Origin of the sequence: Neisseria subflava (assembly GCF_024205745.1) — a bacterium.
Taxonomy (GTDB): Bacteria; Pseudomonadota; Gammaproteobacteria; order Burkholderiales; family Neisseriaceae; genus Neisseria; species Neisseria flavescens_B.
On record NZ_CP073117.1, the window covers coordinates 809,024 to 827,295 of the forward strand.

Annotated in this window: 14 protein-coding genes, 2 tRNA genes and 1 rRNA gene; 5 read left to right on the forward strand and 12 right to left on the reverse strand. The window is 50.5% G+C overall.

Annotation, left to right across the window (positions count from 1 at the left end; translation table 11 throughout):
* Window positions 1–183 precede the first annotated feature (183 nt).
* The 8 genes from KCG55_RS04030 to KCG55_RS04065 all read right to left on the reverse strand — a co-directional run bounded on the left by KCG55_RS04030 (window position 184) and on the right by KCG55_RS04065 (window position 5,646).
* Window positions 184–258 (reverse strand) — tRNA-Ala (locus KCG55_RS04030).
* A 5-nt stretch (window positions 259–263) separates the two neighbouring features.
* Window positions 264–340 (reverse strand) — tRNA-Ile (locus tag KCG55_RS04035).
* A 105-nt stretch (window positions 341–445) separates the two neighbouring features.
* A 16S ribosomal RNA gene (locus KCG55_RS04040) occupies window positions 446–1,986 on the reverse strand.
* A 456-nt stretch (window positions 1,987–2,442) separates the two neighbouring features.
* Window positions 2,443–2,859 carry an RNA polymerase-binding protein DksA gene (dksA, locus tag KCG55_RS04045; RefSeq protein WP_049350731.1) on the reverse strand — a complete coding sequence of 139 codons (417 nt, stop codon included), beginning with the start codon at window positions 2,857–2,859 and terminating at the stop codon, window positions 2,443–2,445.
* Between the two features lie 233 nt (window positions 2,860–3,092).
* Window positions 3,093–3,650 carry a YggT family protein gene (locus tag KCG55_RS04050; RefSeq protein WP_254323440.1) on the reverse strand — a complete coding sequence of 186 codons (558 nt, stop codon included), beginning with the start codon at window positions 3,648–3,650 and terminating at the stop codon, window positions 3,093–3,095.
* A gap of 2 nt (window positions 3,651–3,652) precedes the next feature.
* On the reverse strand, window positions 3,653–4,450 hold the full coding sequence (proC, locus tag KCG55_RS04055; protein WP_254323441.1) for a pyrroline-5-carboxylate reductase: 798 nt from the start codon (window positions 4,448–4,450) through the stop codon (window positions 3,653–3,655).
* Window positions 4,451–4,540: 90 nt separating this feature from the next.
* Entirely contained in the window at window positions 4,541–4,936 is a 396-nt protein-coding gene (locus KCG55_RS04060; protein ID WP_254323442.1) for an RNA-binding protein, read from the reverse strand.
* Window positions 4,933–5,646: a YggS family pyridoxal phosphate-dependent enzyme gene (locus KCG55_RS04065; RefSeq protein WP_254323443.1), complete on the reverse strand. Its 714-nt coding sequence runs from the start codon at window positions 5,644–5,646 to the stop codon at window positions 4,933–4,935. Before KCG55_RS04065 ends, KCG55_RS04060 begins: the two co-directional genes overlap by 4 nt.
* Window positions 5,647–5,763: 117 nt before the next feature.
* On the opposite strand from KCG55_RS04065, the gene KCG55_RS04070 reads away from it, so the two are divergent.
* From KCG55_RS04070 to yccS, 3 genes are all read left to right on the forward strand, one after another.
* Window positions 5,764–6,810, forward strand: coding sequence for a type IV pilus twitching motility protein PilT (locus tag KCG55_RS04070; protein WP_004519239.1), 1,047 nt, complete (start codon window positions 5,764–5,766; stop codon window positions 6,808–6,810).
* Window positions 6,811–6,896: 86 nt separating this feature from the next.
* A complete protein-coding gene (locus tag KCG55_RS04075; protein ID WP_254323444.1) occupies window positions 6,897–8,126 on the forward strand; it encodes a PilT/PilU family type 4a pilus ATPase in 1,230 nt (409 codons plus the stop codon).
* Window positions 8,127–8,292: 166 nt separating this feature from the next.
* Window positions 8,293–10,428 (forward strand): YccS family putative transporter, encoded by a 2,136-nt coding sequence (yccS, locus tag KCG55_RS04080; protein ID WP_254323445.1) that lies wholly within the window; start codon window positions 8,293–8,295, stop codon window positions 10,426–10,428.
* Between the two features lie 163 nt (window positions 10,429–10,591).
* On the opposite strand, the gene KCG55_RS04085 is transcribed toward yccS, so the two are convergent.
* Window positions 10,592–11,770 carry a phosphoglycerate kinase gene (locus tag KCG55_RS04085; RefSeq protein WP_254323446.1) on the reverse strand — a complete coding sequence of 393 codons (1,179 nt, stop codon included), beginning with the start codon at window positions 11,768–11,770 and terminating at the stop codon, window positions 10,592–10,594.
* 193 nt (window positions 11,771–11,963) lie between these two features.
* Here KCG55_RS04085 and KCG55_RS04090 point away from each other — a divergent pair, with 193 nt between their 5' ends.
* The gene (locus tag KCG55_RS04090) at window positions 11,964–13,313 is read left to right on the forward strand and encodes a M16 family metallopeptidase (protein WP_254323447.1); all 1,350 of its coding nucleotides are present in this window, start codon (window positions 11,964–11,966) and stop codon (window positions 13,311–13,313) included.
* Between the two features lie 58 nt (window positions 13,314–13,371).
* Window positions 13,372–14,670 (forward strand): M16 family metallopeptidase, encoded by a 1,299-nt coding sequence (locus tag KCG55_RS04095; RefSeq protein ID WP_254323448.1) that lies wholly within the window; start codon window positions 13,372–13,374, stop codon window positions 14,668–14,670.
* Window positions 14,671–14,808: 138 nt separating this feature from the next.
* Here KCG55_RS04095 and KCG55_RS04100 read toward each other — a convergent pair whose 3' ends face one another.
* The 3 genes from KCG55_RS04100 to KCG55_RS04110 all read right to left on the reverse strand — a co-directional run bounded on the left by KCG55_RS04100 (window position 14,809) and on the right by KCG55_RS04110 (window position 18,254).
* Complete coding sequence (locus KCG55_RS04100) at window positions 14,809–16,230, reverse strand: calcium-binding protein (RefSeq protein WP_254323449.1); 1,422 nt, start codon at window positions 16,228–16,230, stop codon at window positions 14,809–14,811.
* A 20-nt stretch (window positions 16,231–16,250) separates the two neighbouring features.
* Window positions 16,251–17,120: a hypothetical protein gene (locus KCG55_RS04105; protein WP_254323450.1), complete on the reverse strand. Its 870-nt coding sequence runs from the start codon at window positions 17,118–17,120 to the stop codon at window positions 16,251–16,253.
* A gap of 276 nt (window positions 17,121–17,396) precedes the next feature.
* Window positions 17,397–18,254, reverse strand: coding sequence for a hypothetical protein (locus KCG55_RS04110; RefSeq protein WP_254323451.1), 858 nt, complete (start codon window positions 18,252–18,254; stop codon window positions 17,397–17,399).
* Between the last annotated feature and the right edge of the window lie 18 nt (window positions 18,255–18,272).

Below are 18,272 nucleotides of genomic sequence, written 5' to 3' on the forward strand. Positions count from 1 at the left end.
TTTCTTTTCTCTTGTGAGAGATTTTTTATCCTTTGCAAAGAACAAAAAATCAAAACAAACTCATTGTCTTTGTTTGTTGATTTCGGCTTTCCAATTTGTTAAAGATCGATGCGTCGATATTTCACTTCGCAAATCAAAATAAGCTGCTAAGTATAGCAGGCTTCCTTTGATTTGTAAAGTTCTTGGTGGAGGCAAACGGGATCGAACCGATGACCCCTGCTTGCAAAGCAGGTGCTCTACCAACTGAGCTATGCCCCCGTTCTTGGTGGGTCTGGGAGGACTTGAACCTCCGACCCCACGCTTATCAAGCGTGTGCTCTAACCAGCTGAGCTACAAACCCGGATTCTCTTCTTAAGCGAATCTTGTCTTCACTCAAGCTTTTCTCTTCCGCATCTTTTACAGTTTACCGATAAGTGTGAATGCATCAGACCTCTTCTTTCTCTAGAAAGGAGGTGATCCAGCCGCAGGTTCCCCTACGGCTACCTTGTTACGACTTCACCCCAGTCATGAAGCATACCGTGGTAAGCGGGCCCCTTGCGGTTACCCTACCTACTTCTGGTATCCCCCACTCCCATGGTGTGACGGGCGGTGTGTACAAGACCCGGGAACGTATTCACCGCAGTATGCTGACCTGCGATTACTAGCGATTCCGACTTCATGCACTCGAGTTGCAGAGTGCAATCCGGACTACGATCGGTTTTGTGAGATTGGCTCCACCTCGCGGCTTGGCTACCCTCTGTACCGACCATTGTATGACGTGTGAAGCCCTGGTCATAAGGGCCATGAGGACTTGACGTCATCCCCACCTTCCTCCGGCTTGTCACCGGCAGTCTCATTAGAGTGCCCAACTAAATGATGGCAACTAATGACAAGGGTTGCGCTCGTTGCGGGACTTAACCCAACATCTCACGACACGAGCTGACGACAGCCATGCAGCACCTGTGTTACGGCTCCCGAAGGCACTCCTCCGTCTCTGGAGGATTCCGTACATGTCAAGACCAGGTAAGGTTCTTCGCGTTGCATCGAATTAATCCACATCATCCACCGCTTGTGCGGGTCCCCGTCAATTCCTTTGAGTTTTAATCTTGCGACCGTACTCCCCAGGCGGTCAATTTCACGCGTTAGCTACGCTACTAAGCAATCAAGTTGCCCAACAGCTAATTGACATCGTTTAGGGCGTGGACTACCAGGGTATCTAATCCTGTTTGCTACCCACGCTTTCGAGCATGAACGTCAGTGTTATCCCAGGAGGCTGCCTTCGCCATCGGTATTCCTCCACATCTCTACGCATTTCACTGCTACACGTGGAATTCTACCTCCCTCTGACACACTCTAGTCACCCAGTTCAGAACGCAGTTCCCAGGTTGAGCCCGGGGATTTCACATCCTGCTTAAGTAACCGTCTGCGCTCGCTTTACGCCCAGTAATTCCGATTAACGCTCGCACCCTACGTATTACCGCGGCTGCTGGCACGTAGTTAGCCGGTGCTTATTCTTCAGGTACCGTCATCAGACAGGGGTATTAACCCTGTCCTTTTCTTCCCTGACAAAAGTCCTTTACAACCCGAAGGCCTTCTTCAGACACGCGGCATGGCTGGATCAGGCTTGCGCCCATTGTCCAAAATTCCCCACTGCTGCCTCCCGTAGGAGTCTGGGCCGTGTCTCAGTCCCAGTGTGGCGGATCATCCTCTCAGACCCGCTACTGATCGTCGCCTTGGTAGGCCTTTACCCCACCAACTAGCTAATCAGATATCGGCCGCTCGAATAACGCAAGGCCCGAAGGTCCCCTGCTTTCCTCCTCAGAGAATATGCGGTATTAGCTAATCTTTCGATTAGTTATCCCCCATTACTCGGTACGTTCCGATATATTACTCACCCGTTCGCCACTCGCCACCCAAGAAGCAAGCTTCTCTGTGCTGCCGTTCGACTTGCATGTGTAAAGCATGCCGCCAGCGTTCAATCTGAGCCAGGATCAAACTCTTATGTTCAATCTCTAACTTATAACTTCTGGTCTGCTTCAAAGAAACCGACAGGACAATGTCTAAAACATCATCTTGTCTGTCTTTCAAACAGTGTGAGGCCTAATGCACTCACACTTATCGGTAATCTGTTTTTTAAAGAGCGAATCGAATTATACAGTACATTTAGCAAATGTCAACTAAAATTATCGAAAATTTCAACCAACTGTGTTATACTGTCTGCTTCGTTTTCTTCACCGCGTCAGCAGCGAAGAACCGAACTATACGCCTCACAACAAAACCAGTCAACACCTCTCGCAAAAATATTTTCAAAAATCCAACCACCGCCCTGTTTTAACAGGGTTTTTATTTTATAAAAAACTCCAGCAACCTTCCTATACAATCCATACATACAAAAAACACAAAACAAAGGCCGTCTGAAATGCTCTTTCAGACGGCCTTTTGAGGTTTATCTATCTTTATATTTTAGTCAGCGAACTGTTTTTTCATTCGTTCGCGTCGCTCTTGCGCTTCTACGGACAATGTCGCGGTCGGACGTGCCAGCAGGCGTTTGAGGCCGATGGGTTCGCCGGTATCGGCACAGAAACCGTAATTACCTTCATCGATGCTGCGGATAGTCGCTTGCACTTTATTGAGAAGTTTACGCTCGCGGTCGCGAGTGCGCAGTTCTAAAGCGTACTCTTCTTCTTGAGTAGCTCGGTCGGCAGGATCGGGGGCGGATTCGTGCTCTTGAAGATGGCCGGTAGTGGTGTTTGCATTTTCAATCAGTTCTTCTTGCATTTTAACCAGTAGTTCGCGGAAGAAGGCCAATTGGTCGCTGTTCATGTAGTCCTCTTCAGGACCATCCCAGTTTAAAATATCTTGTTCTGTCAGCTTTGCCATGGTGTCTGCTTTCGGTTTGTTGTTAATAATTTGGATGCTACGGGTTTGCTTTTATTGGGTTTTCTTAAATTTCCGTTTTGGAAATCGGGCGAATCATATCATGTTTTACCTATTCATTTGTTCTTTATATTTCGATTTGCACTTTTTTGCACTACCTTACACCTAAATGTATTAAAGCGCTTTTTAGAACGTTGTATTTTTGGTCGTTAATACCTGCTGCGCTTTCAGACGGCCTATTGAAGCAACCACAGGTTGGTTTGCTGGATCAGTTGGGGAAACCATCGGGCCAGCCACAACCATAATAAGAGTGCCAACAAACTGCCTGAAAAATCGTACCGTCCTACGCGTAAGAAGGAAAACGGTTTGAGCAATGGCTGCAGGATTCGTTCGATGGCATAAGTCAACGGCGAATAGCGACCTTGTATGCCGGACACCATCCTAATAATCAGACCGATAAGTAATGTATAGGCCGTGGCTTTCAGCATATGGAGTGCGGCAAACCAGAAGTTTGCCAAAATCAGCTTATTGCTGATGGACAGCGCCGGTGAGATGAAAATAATGGCGGTACAGGCAAGGTAGTACACCAGAAAACCTGAAGGCAGGCAGTACCAATCGGTTTTCTCGCCGGATGGAAATGCTTTTTGCCAAGGTTTGGTCAGCCAGCCTGTTGCCTGTATGCTGAATTTGAGCAGGGGGTGTTCTGCTGCCAATCCTGCGTATCGGAGCAAAAAGCGTGTGATACACAGGATGGCAATAGCGTCTGCCAATAATAAGAGCAAGTCGCCGCGCATGTTCAGACGGCCTTATATTGTTGCGCCATTTCTTGCGAACGTTTGACGCAGGCTTCTACTCCCTGTTCGATGGCTTCGGCAACGTGACAGGCTTTGAAGGTTTCGATGGCTTCGTGTGTCGTGCCGCCTTTGGAAGTCACGTTTTGCTGTAATTGCGCGAATACTTCGCCGGTTTGTTCGGCCAAAGCCACTGCGCCTTTAAATGTAGCAAGGCTCAGTTCGCGTGCGTCTTGTTCGTTGAAACCTTGTGCCAAAGCCGCATTTTGGAGCGCGCCCAACAGATAGAAAACATAGGCGGGGCCGCTGCCGCTGATGCCGGTGATATTGTGGAGTTGCTCTTCCTCGTTCAGCCAAACGGTTGTGCCGACAGAGCGCATGATGCCGTCGGCGGCTGTGCGGTCGGCTTCTGAAACGCCTGCATCGGCAAACATACCGGATACGCCCAAACCGATTTTGGCCGGCGTATTGGGCATGATGCGTACGATACGGCGTGTACCGCCCAGATAATGGCTGAGGGTATCGATGGACAAACCTGCCGCTACGGACAACACCAGCGCACCATTCAAACGGATATTTTGACAGGCTGCCTGCATGTCTTGCGGTTTGACGGCGAGAATGAGGACATCGTCCGCACTCAATTCTGGCAGGTTTTCAGAAGTGGCTACACCCAATTCTTGCACCAGTTGCGCTCGTCTCTCAGCGCCGCGTTCGACAATGTGGACACGATAGCCGTCTTGTTTGACCAAACCGCCTGCAATGGCAGTTGCCATATTGCCGCCGCCTAAAAAGTAGATGTTCATAAATTTCCTTAATTTTTTAAATGAGATACATTTGCTGAGGTCATCTGAAATACCGTTTCCATCATACCGACAAAATTTCAGACGACCTTTTTACCAACGGACGCTTTCGGGCAGTGGTGTTCGGTATAAACCCTGTTTTTCCAAACAATCCAATCCTTCTTTTTTAAAAGTTTCCGCTAAAGGGCGTTTATCGCGGGTTTGCCAAGCTAGCCCGCAAGCTTCAAACTTTTTGATTTTCCTACTGAAATAATCATTAGCTGCAGTACGATAAGCATTATCGTCAACAGAATAATTCCCGTCCGCCAAACGCTTCCCGCGGAAATCCTCGATAGAAGGCGGCGGTTCGCCTTTAATTCCCCAAAAATCTATTGCTGCCGGCTTTTTGGGTTTGCACAAGCCCGATAAGGACTCACATTGATACCAGCCCATCAACCGACAACCCGTTAAGGTCAAACCAAGCAAAACGACCGAGATAATCTGTTTCATTGGCTGCCTTCTCCTTTTTGTTTTTGTTCCCGTCTGCCGAAAATCGCGCTGCCGATGCGGACATGGGTTGCGCCGCATTCTACCGCGATTGGCATATCTCCGGACATACCCATAGACAAAACATCTGCTTCGACGCCTGCCGCGTTCAGCTCAGCCAATAGCCGTTGCATGGTATGAAACTGGCTGCGCAACTCATCGTCGCTGCTGTCGGCCTTGGCCACACACATCAATCCGCGCACTTTAATATTCGGCAACTTGGCCACTTCAAGGGCCAGCGCAACCGCTTCAGCGGGTGCCACGCCGTGTTTCGCCTCTTCCGCGGCAATGTTCACTTCAATGCACACCTGCAACGGCGGCATTTCAGACGGCCTTTGTTCGCTCAAGCGCCGCGCCGTTTTCAGACGGCCTATCGTATGCACCCAATGTGCGCGCTCAGCCACAAATTTGGTTTTATTAGACTGCACATCGCCGATAACGTGCCAAACAATATCCGGCAAATCGGCCAACGTTTCCGTTTTTTCAAACCATTCCTGAATATAGTTCTCGCCAAAATCACGCTGACCGGCCGCATACACTTCGCGGATATCGTCTGCCGGAAACGTCTTGCTGACCGCTACCAGCTTTACCGCATCCGCAGGCCGTCCGGCAGCCTCAGCCGCCTGTTCAACTGTCCGGCATACGTCCTGATAGTTTTGTTGCAATACCGACATGGTTTTCTCCTTTAACCCGTTCATCACTCGGCATTTTGAAAATTTTACTTGGTCGAACGGATTTATCTATTTAAAATAAAGCGATTTTATTATTCTAAACCAAAACAAGGCCACATTATGCAGATTACCGACTTACTCGCGTTCGGCGTGAAAAACAAAGCCTCCGACCTCCATTTGAGTTCGGGCATTTCCCCCATGATACGCGTACACGGCGACATCCGCCGCATCAACCTGCCCGAGATGAGCTCGGAAGAAGTCGGTACCATGATTACCTCGGTCATGAACGACCACCAGCGTAAGCTCTATCAACAGGATTTTGAAGTCGATTTCTCATTTGAGCTGCCTAATGTTGCCCGTTTCCGCGTCAACGCCTTTATGACCGAACGCGGCCCGGCCGCCGTATTCCGTACCATTCCGAGCACCGTCCTGACACTGGAAGAATTGCGTGCGCCGCGCATTTTCCAAAAAATTGCCGAAAATCCGCGCGGTTTGGTCTTGGTAACCGGCCCGACCGGTTCGGGTAAATCCACCACGCTGGCGGCGATGGTCAACTACATCAACGAAACCCAACCGGCCCACATTCTGACCATCGAAGACCCGATTGAGTTCGTCCACCAAAGCAAAAAGGCGCTCATCAACCAGCGCGAGCTGCATCAACACACCCATAGCTTTACCAACGCCCTGCGTTCCGCCCTGCGCGAAGACCCCGACGTAATTTTGATCGGTGAGATGCGCGACCCTGAAACCATCTCCCTCGCCCTGACCGCCGCCGAAACCGGCCACTTGGTTTTCGGCACGCTGCACACGACCGGCGCCGCCAAAACCATCGACCGTATTGTTGACGTATTCCCTGCAGGCGAAAAAGAAATCGTACGCTCCATGTTGTCCGAATCCTTGCGCGCCATCATTTCCCAAACCCTGCTGAAAACCCGCGACGGCAACGGCCGCGTCGCTGCACACGAAATCCTGATTTCCACACCGGCCGTACGCAACCTCATCCGCGAGAACAAAATCGCCCAAATCAACGCCGCCCTCCAAACCGGTCAGGCCCACGGTATGCAAACCCTCGATCAAGCCCTGCAAACCCTTGTCCGCCAAGGCACCATCAGCCCCGAGCTGGCACGCAGCAAAGCGCAAAACATCGAAAACCTCTCTGTTTTCTAAACCATACTCAGGCCGTCTGAACCCCATCATCCCGTTTTCAGACGGCCTTTCAGCCTGACCGAATACCCGTTTTAAAGAGAATCATCATGAGCGACCTCGCCCCTCTGCACGACCTGTTAAGCGAAATGGTGCAAGCCTACTCACAAAAAAACCAAGCACCGCACATCCCCACCCCGGCCGAAATCGGCACACATCTTCACCCCTTGCTCGACCGCATGTGTGAAGAGGCTGAAAAACGCAACGCCTCCGACATCTTCATCAGCGCAGGCTTTCCCCCTGCCATCAAAGTCGGCGGCACCCTCACGCCCATGCCCCACAAAGCGCTGTCCGGCGCGGACACCGCCGCCATCGCCGAATCTACCATGAACCCCGACCAGCTCGAAGCCTTCAACCGCTACTGGGAAATCAACTATTCCGTCCAATCGCGCAGCAACACGCGCTACCGCGTCAACGCCTACCACGAGCAAGGCCGCGTCGGCATGGTATTGCGCCGCGTCAGCCAAGACATTCCCGAAATGAAGACCCTCGGTTTGCCCGAAAAACTCCAAGAGCTTGCACTCGCGCCGCGCGGCCTGCTGATCCTCGCCGGCCCAACCGGTTCGGGTAAATCCACCACCATGGCCTCCATGCTCAACTACCGCAACCAAAAGCTGCCCGGCCATATCGTCACCATCGAAGACCCCATCGAGTTTATCTACAAACCTTGCCGTAGCATCTTCACCCAGCGCGAAATCGGCATCGATACCGACAACTGGAAAACCGCCGTTCAAAGCGCCATGCGTCAAGCACCCGATGTCGTCTGTATCGGCGAAGTCCGCAGCGAAGAAAGCATAGAATACGCCCTCCAACTGGCTCAAACCGGCCATCTGTGCGTTTTCACCATCCATGCCAGCACAGCTTCCCAAACCATCGAGCGCATTATCAACTTCTATCCGGAAGACCGCCGCCAACAGGTTTTGATGGATTTGGCGTTAAACCTTGTCGGCATCATCGGCCAACGCCTCACCACCAAGAAAAACCGCCAACGCACGGCCGTTACCGACCTCCTGCTCAATACTCCGGCCATGCAGGACTTGATTTTCAAAGGCGAATTGCTGGAAATCCGCGACCTGATGGCACGCTCCGGCAGTAACGGCATGCAGACGTTTGACCAAAACCTCTTCAACCTCTACGCACAAGGCCAAATCGAACTCAGCGAAGCCCTGCGCCAAGCGGTATCTGCCAACGATTTGCGCCTGCGCATTCAAATGCACGACGAGGGCAACAATACCGAACGCCTCTACGACCGCATCAGCGACCTCAACCTGATGACCTAATGGCGTAAGCCAGAAAAAGGCCGTCTGAACGGATGTGGAAACGAAATCAAGTATTTCCCCGTATCCGTTCAGACGGCCTTATCCTATTTCAAGCATTCTGAAACCAACTGAAAATCCTGTTAAAATCCAATCATTCACCTCATAACGAATAATAAACAACATCATCATGAAAACTCCGCCTCTCAAACCTCTGATCATTGCCTCCCTACCTGTCTTCGCCAGCGTGTTTATCGCCGCTACCCTTGTTTGGCACTTCGACACGCCCAAACTGGTTATGCCCTTCGTACTCGGCATTATTGCCGGCGGTTTGGTTGATTTGGACAACCGCCTCACAGGCCGTCTGAAAAACATCGTCATCACCGTTGCCCTGTTTACCCTCTCCTCGCTGCTTGCCCAAAGCACCATCGGCACAGGCGTTCCCTTCATCTTGGCCATGACCCTGATGACTTTCGGCTTCACCATCCTCGGCACCGTCGGCCTCAAATACCGCACCTTCGCTTTCGGTGCGCTCGCCGTCGCCACCTACACCACGCTGACCTACACCTCCGAGACCTACTGGCTGACCAACCCTGTCATGATTCTGTTGGGCACTGTCCTATACAGCGTCAACACCCTAATCTTCCAAATCATCCTGCCCCACCGCCCCGTCCAAGAAACCGTCGCCAACGCCTATGATGCACTCAGCAACTACTTCGATGCCAAGGCCGACTTTTTCGACCCCGACGAAGCCGCATGGTTGGGCAACCGTCAAATCGACTTGGCTATGAGCAACACCGGCGTGATTACCGCCTTCAACCAATGCCGCGGCGCACTTTTCTACCGATTGCGCGGCCAACACCGCCATCCGCGTACCGCCAAAATGCTGCGCTACTACCTCTGTGCGCAAGACATGCACGAACGCATCAGCTCCGCCCACGTCGATTACAGCGAAATGGCCGAGCAGCTCAAAAACACCGACCTCATCTTCCGCATCCGCCGCCTGCTCGAAATACAAGGCCAGGCGTGCCGCAACGTTGCCGCCTCCCTGCGCAACAACAAACCCTACGCATACAGCAAACGCCTCGGCCGCGCCATGGAAGGCTGCCGCCAATCCATCAGCCATTTTGCCGAGACCCATGCCGACAATGCCAACCTCCACAATATCCGCCGCCTGCTCGATAACCTCAGCAGCGTCGATTACCAACTGCGGCAACTGCAAAACGATGCGTCCCTTGCCGAAAACGACAACGCCGACACCCGCATCGCCGCCCTTGAAAACACCAATTTCCGCAATATCGGCGAAACCGTCCTCAGCCAGCTCAATTTCGACTCCGGCGTCTTCCGCCATGCCACCCGACTCTCCATCGTCGTGGCCGTGGCCTGCATCATTGTCGAAATCCTCCATCTCAACCTCGGCTACTGGATTCTGCTGACCGCACTTTTCGTCTGCCAACCCAACTACACTGCTACCAAAAGCCGCGTGTACCAACGCATTGCCGGTACAATTCTCGGCGTAATTGTCGGTTCGCTCGTCCCCTACTTCACCCCGTCCGTTGAAACCAAGCTCTGGATTGTCATCGCCAGCACCACCCTGTTCTTCATGACCCGAAGCTACAAATACAGCTTCTCCACCTTCTTCATCACCATCCAAGCCCTGACCAGCCTATCGCTTGCCGGTTTGGACGTGTACCACGCCATGCCCATCCGCATCATCGACACCATTGTCGGTTCCGTGATCGCATGGGCTGCCGCCACCTACCTCTGGCCCGATTGGCGTTACCTCACTCTCAGCCACACCGCCGCCCAAACCATCACTGCCAACGGCCGCTATCTCGACGCCATCCTCGACCAGCTGCAAAACGGCAGCCGCGACGATTTCGACTACCGCCTCACCCGCCGCCAAGCACACGAAAGCACCGCCGCCCTCAGCAGTACCCTGTCGGACATGAGCAGCAACCCGAAAAAATACCAAGACCGCCTGCAAGACGGTTTTACCCTGCTCAAAACCAGCTATGCGCTGACCGGCCACATTTCCGCGCTCGGCGCATACCGCGACCAAGTCCGAATCGACGGCAACGACGGCTTTGCACCCTATGCCAAGCTGACCCACCACATCGCCGAGTTGCTGACCCAAATGCCCCAAACCGACCCCGAGGCTTTTGAAACGGCCATGACCCAAATCCGTCAGGAATTTGCCGAGCTTGAACAAAACACACAAGCGCAACAAGACCACATCCTCAAACACCAGCTCGACCTGATCATCCGCCAGCTTACTCCGTGCTACCAGGCATTGCACCGACAAGCCGACGTGGAGGCCGTTTGAAAAGAGCCGGACACTTTCCAGCCTGTTTAGCAACAAGTCTGCCCATCATCGGCGTTGAGTCCAGCTAAACACTTACTCGAATAAAAACCAAAACAAAAGGCCGTCTGAAACCTGATTTCCAGATTTCAGACGGCCTTTATTCAGCCATCGATATTAAAACCGATTATGCGCCGCGTTTTTCCAAAGCAGCAACGGCAGGCAACTCTTTGCCTTCCAAGAACTCAAGGAACGCACCGCCGCCGGTAGAGATGTAGCTGATTTGATCGGTTACGCCGAATTTGGCAATCGCCGCCAAAGTGTCGCCACCGCCGGCAATTGAGAACGCATCGCTTTGGGCAATCGCTTCGGCCAATACTTTGGTACCGCCGGCAAATTGGTCAAACTCAAACACGCCGACCGGGCCGTTCCATACGACCGTACCGGCAGCTTTGAGCAACTTGGCCAAAGCAGCGGCGGATTTCGGACCGATGTCCAAAATCATATCGTCTTCGGCAACGTCGGCAATGTCTTTCACCACAGCTTCCGCATCGGCGGCAAAGGCTTTAGCGACAACCACATCGGTCGGCAGCGGAACAGAGCCGCCTTTGGCCGCCATTTTTGCCATGATTTTTTTGGATTCTTCCACCAAATCGTGTTCGGCCAAAGATTTGCCGATGGCTTTGCCTTCTGCCAACAGGAAGGTATTGGCAATGCCGCCGCCGACAATGAGTTGGTCGACTTTGTCGGCCAAAGATTCAAGGATGGTCAGTTTGGTAGATACTTTGCTGCCGGCAACGATGGCAACCATCGGATGAGCCGGTTGTTTCAAGGCTTTGCCCAAAGCGTCGAGTTCGCCTGCCATCAGTACGCCGGCGCAGGCAACCGGTGCGGCTTGGGCAACGGCTTCAGTCGAAGCTTGGGCGCGGTGGGCGGTACCGAATGCGTCGTTGACGAACACGTCGCACAAAGAAGCGTAGGCTTTGCCCAGCTCCAAGTCGTTTTTCTTCTCGCCTTTGTTGATGCGCACGTTTTGCAACATCACGACATCACCGGCATTCAAAGTCGGTTTGTTTTCACGCCAGTCGTTCAATACTTTCACGTCTTTGCCCAACAGTTTGCCCAAATGCGCGGCAACAGGCGCTACATCGTCTTCAGGATGGAATTCGCCTTCGGTCGGACGGCCGAGGTGGGTCATCACGATCACAGATGCGCCGTTGTCCAAGCAGTATTTGATGGATGCGAGCGAAGCGCGGATACGGGTGTCGTCGCTGATTTTGCCGTCTTTGAACGGTACGTTCATATCGGCGCGGATCAGAACGGTTTTGCCTTGAACATCTTGTTCGGTCAGTTTCAAAAATGCCATGATGATTCCTTTGTGATGGTTGGAAACGGGAATGTTTGGGATTATCCGCGAATGAGGCGCGACGGTAAAGATTGGCAACGGCCGCACTTGATGTGAATCAGCAGATAAAGCCCGGGCCGTCTGAAACATTCGGCCAATCTTTCAGATTTTCCGCTATACTTTGGCAATTGATTTTCATTTTACGGATTGAACCATGTTACGCCGAATTGCTTTAATTCTTGCCTTCGCGCTGCCTGCCGCTTCATGGGCGCAGACGCTTTCTGAAACCCTGCCCAACGGTCTGAAAATCATCGTCAAAGAAGACCACCGCGCGCCCGTAGCCGTTTCGCAGATTTGGTACAAAATCGGCAGCGTGGATGAAAAACCGGGCAAAAGCGGCCTGAGCCACGCTTTGGAACACATGATGTTTAAAGGCACGAAAGACGTTCCCTCCGGCGAGTTCAACCGCCGCGTGTCCGAGCTGGGCGGACAAAACAATGCCTACACCAGCCGCAATGAAACGGTGTATTACGAAAACGTCGCCGCCGCCAACCTGCCCGAGATTCTGAAGCTCGAAGCCGACCGCATGCACAACCTCAACTTCAGCGACAAAGAATTCCTCAACGAGATGAACGTCATCCGTGAAGAACGCCGCCAGCGCACGGAAGACACGGCCGACGGCAAAATGTGGGAACAAGCCTATCTTGCCGCCTTTACCCAACCGTCCATGCGTGCCTCCGTCATCGGCTACATGAAAGATTTGCACACCCTAAAAGCCGGCGACTTGCGCGCGTGGTACAAACAATATTACGCGCCCAACAATGCCGTATTGGTTATTGTCGGCGATGTCGATGCCAAACAAACGCTTCAGACGGCCGCCAAACTCTTTGGCGATATTCCGGCCAAAGCCCAACCGCCGCGCAACAAACTCCATACCGAACCCTATTTGCGCAAGCCTGTTACAGTCAAAGCCACTTCTCCGGTCACACACCAGCCGCTGATTGCCATCAACTTCCGTGTGCCGAAACTCCAAAAATTCGATGACGCAATGCCTTTTGCCCTCGACGTCCTCTCTGATATTTTGGCAGGCAACGCGTCCAGCCGTTTTGACAAAAACCTCGTGCGCGGCAAGCAAACCGCATTGAGCGCAGGAACGCATTACGACATCATCAGCCGTGAAATGCCGCTGTTCAGCATAATGGCCATGCCTGCCGAAGGCGTGAAAACCGATACTCTGATTGCCCAGCTGCGCCAAGAAATCAAAGACATTGCCGACAACGGCGTTTCCGAAGAAGAATTGCAGCGCGTCAAAACCCAGGCAGCGGTCAACGAAATCTACGCCAAAGACTCCATGTCTTCCCAAGCCTCCATGATGGGCTGCCTCGAAGCGCGCGGTTTCCAATATACCGACGAACAAGAAATCCACCGCCGCTTACAGGCAGTCAGCGCGCAAGAAGTACAGGCCGCCGCCCGGATGTTGACCGACGAGCGCATGAGCACCGTCATCATCGAGCCGCAAAAACCTGCCGCCGCGCCAAGCAAAAAAGCTGCCAAACGCCGATAAACATCAGGCCGTCTGAAAGCCCATACCCTTTCAGACGGCCTTAACAGAAAGCCACAACATGAAACCCACCCTGCTCGCCCTTGCCCTACTCCTGCCCTTAAGCGTCCAAGCCGCCACCGACATTCAACGCTGGCGCAACCGCGACGGCACCCAAATCCTCCTTGTCGAACGCCACGAAAACCCCATCATCGACCTTGAAGTCAGCTTCAAGGGCGCAGGCGGCGTCGCCAATCCGGACGGCAAAAGCCAAGTTGCCGAATTTACCGCCGCCCTCCTGACCGACGGCACCCAAGAGCTGGACGAAGAAGCCTTCAATGCCGAAGCCGACAACATCGGCGCGCACATCAGCAGCGACAGCAATGCCGAAAGCGCATCCGCAGGCTTCCGCAGCCTCAGCAAAGCCGACATCCGCGACAAAGCCGCCAACTTGCTCAACCACTCGCTGACCCGTCCGCGCTTTGACGAAGCCGTTTTCCGCCGCCGTCAAATCCAATCCATTACCGGCTTGCAACAACAGGAAACCACCCCCGACTACACCGCCACGCGCGAACTGACCAAGCTCATCTACCCGAACCATCCCTACGGCAGCGGCGCAAACGTAACCGTTAACAGCCTCAAAAACGTTAGTCTGGACGACATCCGCGCCTTCCACCGCACCCACTACGGCAAAGACAACGCCATCGTCGCCATCGTCGGCGACCTCAACCGCAAACAGGCAGAGCAACTGGTCGAGCGCGTCCTCAAAGACCTGCCGGCCAAAGCCACCGCAACCCACGCCATCCCGCCCGTTCCCAAACAAGCCGCCCAACGCCGCGACATCCCCTTTGCCGGCACGCAGGCACAAGTCCTGCTCGGCACCTCCCTCTTCAAACGCCATGACCCCGACTATTACGCCCTCGTTGCCGGCAACTACATCCTCGGCGGCGGCGGTTTCGACAGCCGCCTCATGAAAGTTTTGCGCGACCAACACGGCTACACCTACGGCGTATACAGCAGCCTCGCCCCGGCGACAGAAGAGGGCACGTTTACCATTTCCTACTCCACCCAAAAGAAAAACACCAAAGCCTCACTGGCCGACACCCAAGCCGTCATCGAGCAGTTTATCGCCGAAGGCCCGACCGAAGCCGAACTGAAACAGGCCAAGGCCAACATCGTCGGCAGCTTTCCCCTGCGCTACGACTCTAACGACAAACTGCTCAACTACCTGAGCCTGATCGGCCTCTACGACCTGCCCAACGACTACTTGGAAGCCTACCCCAAAGCCATCAACAGCTTGACCGTCGAACAAGTCCGCGACGCATGGCAACGCCGCGTCAAATTCAAAGACCTCAACACCGTCGTTGTCGGCGCAGAATAAAATGCTTTAAAACAACAGGCCGTCTGAAACCTTGAAATAGGTTTCAGACGGCCTTTAGCTTTGTTTAAAATCAATCAAACCATTTGTAGATAATTGGTAGAATTTAAGTCCTCTTTTTACATTTTCTTTTGATTCTGCTTAAGAAAGCCTCGCTCCATGTGATTGGGATTGCACGATTTGTTTTTGTTGCTCCTCATATTCAATTCGTTGTGCCGTTTGCTGAATTTGGCTCAGGCTTTCCTCTACCGGCGTCTTAGCCGCTTCCCACATATCTACAGAAGCCATTATTAATCCGGGGGCTTTGTGTCCGATCAAGACTTCCCCATTATCTTTAATATTGATTAAAGACGCACCACTCATCTTGTTTGCATAGCCCGCTGAAGCTAACGACATAGCAATATTGTCCAAACTATTTGCATCGTAAGCGATGTTTTTTCGGGCACAAAAATCAGCAAAAATCTGTTTCCCTTGATGATAGATTTTTTGGGCGTCTTGCGGCATATCCTCAATAGTTAAGGCCGTTGGTTTATCAATATCCGCCGCGTATTGATCGCGTTCATTCCTTTCATCTAAAGACATCATATTTGGATCTTTTTCGATAAGGTCACGGGTTTTTTGGTACATTTCATACATTTCATCTAAATTGCGTCTAATTTCTCTCAACTGATCATCTAAATTGTGTCTAATTTCTCTCAACTGACCCAGCGGGCTGGTTTCGTATAGAGCGGGGGAGCTTGTCAGTTTTTGAAACAATTCTCCAGTCTCCTCGATGAGTGGAAATCCTATATCTAGAATCAGTAAATACCTGTCGAGCACCATCTGTTCGGCCTTTTTCTCTTTCAATCTAGAAAAATCCTTATCCGTAATATTGGTAAACGGCAGCTCTTCAGTCCCGGTATATTTAAGGGGAACAGTTCTGCCTATACCTTCGGGATCAATAGCTGTCTTAAACTTGGCATTTACCGTATCTACCATCCATTTTTGCATCCTATCCGAAACATCTTGAGAAGATGAACCGCCGATAAAGTCGAAGTTGTCGTCTTTGGGCGTGATTCTGAGGTTGCGAATTTCGCGGCTGCCGTCCGGATGGACGAAGAATTGGAGTTTATCGATGTCGGCTTTGGTAACTGTTACCTGCGTCGAGCCGAAGATAAAGGCACGCTCTGTGTAATCGGAGGAGGCCATGTCTTGAAAATATTGGGAAATGGGGACGGTAAAACCGTTTTCAGAATCCGGTAATCTTTTAACCCTCGCAGCATCGTCTTTATGATAAATTAAATCAACAATTTCTGTAAAAGAATACGGCTGTAGCTTAACAGGCAGATTTTTTTCTGTGAAAAACTTTTCAAACATCTGAAAATCTACTGCTGAAGCATATCTTCCAGCTCCATTTTGCATATAACTGGTTGCGTCAATATTTATTGGCATACGATTAGCATCGGTGGCCGCTGATTGCATATCTTCACGACGAGGCGGTACGGATGTATTCCATAAATAATGCGATAAAACTCTATCTATGGTTACTTCTGATACACTTAATGATTGTTGCTGATTCTCCATCAACTTACTCCTTAGTTAGATTAAATCTCATATACAATAGAAGGTAACCATAATATATCACCACAGTTATTCATCATCAGTATAGTTGGAAATTTTGATTGATAAGTTTTTTTCTCATCTTTTCCCCAATCAGTTTGATTCATTGGAACAACATCCCTAAAATCAAAATAGAAATTTCCAATGCCATAATCCTGAATATTAACTCCTTTTGGAATATTATTTTCAGGGAAAACAGAAGATAGCTCAAAATAACCACTCCACTCCTTACCCTCTATGACTGGAGCTGCCATCTTTTTATCTAACACTCGACAACAATCAGAACCGTAAACAGACGCACCTTCCTTACCCATCCACCTATCAATCAAAGAAAACTTCTTATTTCCATGTTCTGATAAATATCTTTCCAAATCTTTAGTCTGCTTGATTTCTTTGTCTAAATATTGCTCAAGAAATTTGAAGTCAGCTGGTCTTTTTTCTGCTAAAAATTGTTTATCCCATTGATCATTAGAATATCCCTTTGTAGAAAACCAGATGCTACAGGCTTTTTCTGCCTGATATGCTCTGCACTGTCCTCCTGTAAAACTGATTTCTCCCTGAAGTGTAGTCGAATCTGTCCGAAAGGCTTCGGCCTCTCCCAACAACCTACCTGCAAAACTGACCATTGCTTTCATGTGTAATTCTGCGGGCGTGTAAAACTTTCTATCCCGCCAGCAATAGCCTGCCCTGAGTTTTTCCCTGTATTCTTGTTCTGAAACCCCGTCAGGTTTGGGGTCTTTGGCAATCAGTTCTTTCCAGTATTGGTATTTGTCGGGCGCGGTATATTGATATATACCGAAGCCTGCTGCCACCAATGCAGCGATTGCCAACAGGTATTTGTAGGTTTTATTCATTTGCTTGCCTTTAATTAATAACCAAGGTTGTCTAAAACTTTTCAGACGACCTCTTTGCTTGTCAATACAGCATATTGGTTTGCACCATTTTCATATAGTCAGTTGCATCTATTTTGATAGGATTACGATTTGTAGAAGTTACTAATGAAGCCATATTTTCTTTCTTTGGAAGCATTGCAGTATTCCATAAATAATGAGATAAAACTCTATCTATGGTTATTTCTGATACCCTTAATGATTTTCGCTGTCTGACATAACATTCCTATTGGATATAGGTTAATAAATATAATGTGGCTGCCACAATACATCGCCACAATTGTTCATGAATAATATATCTGAAAAGTCAATCTGATAAGTTTTTTCTTTATTTTCATCCCATTGGTGAAATCCTGGACTAACCTCTGAATAACTAAAATAAAAATTACCAACCCCGTAATTTTCGATATCGATATTCTTTGGTATCTCACTCTCTGGAAACGTTGCCGCTCCCTCTAAATAAGTAATCAACGTATTATTTTTTATTATCGGGGCAGCTTCTTTGGTACTTAAAACTTTACAGCAGTCAGAGCCATAAATACTTGCTCCTCCCTGATTATATCCTCTGATAATCAATGAAAAACCTTTTACATCATACTGTTCCAAATATTTTTTTAAATCATCCTGTTGTTTAATTTCATATTTTAAATACTTTGCCAGCAATGCCCCATCCGTCAGGTCTTTCTCCGCCAAAAACATCCTGTCCCATTGCTCATTGGTGTAATCTTGCGGGACAAACCAAACACTACAGGCTTTTTCGTGACGTACGCAGTCTGCTCCCGTAGAATAATCCCGTCCGCCCTGATTGGTGGTCATGTTGACCTTATAGGCTTCTGTTTCTCCCAATAACCTGCCTGCAAAGCTGATCATTGCTTTCCTGTGTAATTCCTCTGGGGTGTAAAATTTCCTGTCTCGCCAGCAATAGCCTGCTCTGAGTTTTTCCCTGTATTCCTGTTCCGAAACCCCGTCAGGCTTGGGGTCTTTGGCAATCAGTTCTTTCCAGTATTGATATTTGTCGGGCGCGGTATATTGATATATACCAAAGCCTGCTGCCGCCAATGCAGAGATTGCCAGTAGGTATTTGTAGATTTTATTCATTTGCTTGCCTTTAATTAA

What these genes read in the sequence shown, in the direction of transcription:
- KCG55_RS04075 (WP_254323444.1), top strand. Translation starts at nt 6,897, where the DNA reads ATGAGCGACCTCGCCCCTCTGCACGACCTGTTAAGCGAAATGGTGCAA.
- KCG55_RS04090 (WP_254323447.1), top strand. Translation starts at nt 11,964, where the DNA reads ATGTTACGCCGAATTGCTTTAATTCTTGCCTTCGCGCTGCCTGCCGCT.
- proC (WP_254323441.1), bottom strand. Translation starts at nt 4,450, where the DNA reads ATGAACATCTACTTTTTAGGCGGCGGCAATATGGCAACTGCCATTGCA.
- KCG55_RS04050 (WP_254323440.1), bottom strand. Translation starts at nt 3,650, where the DNA reads ATGCGCGGCGACTTGCTCTTATTATTGGCAGACGCTATTGCCATCCTG.
- KCG55_RS04105 (WP_254323450.1), bottom strand. Translation starts at nt 17,120, where the DNA reads ATGAATAAAACCTACAAATACCTGTTGGCAATCGCTGCATTGGTGGCA.
- KCG55_RS04070 (WP_004519239.1), top strand. Translation starts at nt 5,764, where the DNA reads ATGCAGATTACCGACTTACTCGCGTTCGGCGTGAAAAACAAAGCCTCC.
- KCG55_RS04060 (WP_254323442.1), bottom strand. Translation starts at nt 4,936, where the DNA reads ATGAAACAGATTATCTCGGTCGTTTTGCTTGGTTTGACCTTAACGGGT.
- KCG55_RS04100 (WP_254323449.1), bottom strand. Translation starts at nt 16,230, where the DNA reads ATGGAGAATCAGCAACAATCATTAAGTGTATCAGAAGTAACCATAGAT.
- KCG55_RS04110 (WP_254323451.1), bottom strand. Translation starts at nt 18,254, where the DNA reads ATGAATAAAATCTACAAATACCTACTGGCAATCTCTGCATTGGCGGCA.
- KCG55_RS04085 (WP_254323446.1), bottom strand. Translation starts at nt 11,770, where the DNA reads ATGGCATTTTTGAAACTGACCGAACAAGATGTTCAAGGCAAAACCGTT.
- KCG55_RS04065 (WP_254323443.1), bottom strand. Translation starts at nt 5,646, where the DNA reads ATGTCGGTATTGCAACAAAACTATCAGGACGTATGCCGGACAGTTGAA.
- KCG55_RS04095 (WP_254323448.1), top strand. Translation starts at nt 13,372, where the DNA reads ATGAAACCCACCCTGCTCGCCCTTGCCCTACTCCTGCCCTTAAGCGTC.
- yccS (WP_254323445.1), top strand. Translation starts at nt 8,293, where the DNA reads ATGAAAACTCCGCCTCTCAAACCTCTGATCATTGCCTCCCTACCTGTC.
- dksA (WP_049350731.1), bottom strand. Translation starts at nt 2,859, where the DNA reads ATGGCAAAGCTGACAGAACAAGATATTTTAAACTGGGATGGTCCTGAA.